9 tRNA genes are annotated in these 787 nt (G+C 50.7%); all 9 read right to left on the bottom strand.

The features are described from left to right. Window positions 1-3 precede the first annotated feature (3 nt). A tRNA-Pro gene (locus tag QS39_RS10545) sits at window positions 4-77 on the bottom strand. Between the two features lie 15 nt (window positions 78-92). Beyond that, window positions 93-166, bottom strand: a tRNA-Arg gene (locus tag QS39_RS10550). A gap of 11 nt (window positions 167-177) precedes the next feature. Continuing rightward, window positions 178-263, bottom strand: a tRNA-Leu gene (locus tag QS39_RS10555). A gap of 7 nt (window positions 264-270) precedes the next feature. Continuing rightward, window positions 271-342, bottom strand: a tRNA-Gly gene (locus QS39_RS10560). A gap of 22 nt (window positions 343-364) precedes the next feature. Further along, window positions 365-437 (bottom strand) — tRNA-Thr (locus tag QS39_RS10565). Between the two features lie 18 nt (window positions 438-455). Next, window positions 456-537 (bottom strand) — tRNA-Leu (locus tag QS39_RS10570). Between the two features lie 5 nt (window positions 538-542). After that, window positions 543-615: transfer RNA gene (locus QS39_RS10575), tRNA-Lys, on the bottom strand. 24 nt (window positions 616-639) lie between these two features. After that, a tRNA-Asp gene (locus QS39_RS10580) sits at window positions 640-712 on the bottom strand. Between the two features lie 2 nt (window positions 713-714). Then, window positions 715-787: transfer RNA gene (locus QS39_RS10585), tRNA-Val, on the bottom strand.

A 787-nucleotide genomic window follows, 5' to 3' on the forward strand; every position in this document is an offset into this window, starting at 1 on the left:
GAATCGGGAAGACAGGATTCGAACCTGCGACACCTTGGTCCCAAACCAAGTACTCTACCAAGCTGAGCTACTTCCCGAATTAAATAGAAAAATGCACCCTAGAGGAGTCGAACCTCTAACCGCCTGATTCGTAGTCAGGTACTCTATCCAGTTGAGCTAAGGGTGCTCATTATATTATGCCGAGGACCGGAATCGAACCGGTACGATCGTTACCAATCGCAGGATTTTAAGTCCTGTGCGTCTGCCAGTTCCGCCACCCCGGCCTCTCTAAGCGAACGACGGGATTCGAACCCGCGACCCCCACCTTGGCAAGGTGGTGTTCTACCACTGAACTACGTTCGCACTGTTTTCTTCTATCTAAAAATGCCGGCTACATGACTTGAACACGCGACCCTCTGATTACAAATCAGATGCTCTACCAACTGAGCTAAGCCGGCTCATTTATTATATCTTAATGCGGGTTAAGGGACTTGAACCCCCACGCCGTTAAGCGCCAGATCCTAAATCTGGTGCGTCTGCCAATTCCGCCAAACCCGCAGATATGACCCGTACTGGGCTCGAACCAGTGACCCATTGATTAAAAGTCAATTGCTCTACCAACTGAGCTAACGAGTCTAAAATAACTTTCGTTATTTTAAACGGTCCCGACGGGAATCGAACCCGCGATCTTCGCCGTGACAGGGCGACGTGATAACCGCTACACTACGGGACCTTTGGGAGTTAACGGGATCGAACCGCTGACCCTCTGCTTGTAAGGCAGATGCTCTCCCAGCTGAGCTAAACTCCC

The sequence above is a fragment of the Streptococcus mitis genome (assembly GCF_002005545.1).
Classification (GTDB): Bacteria; Bacillota; Bacilli; order Lactobacillales; family Streptococcaceae; genus Streptococcus; species Streptococcus mitis_I.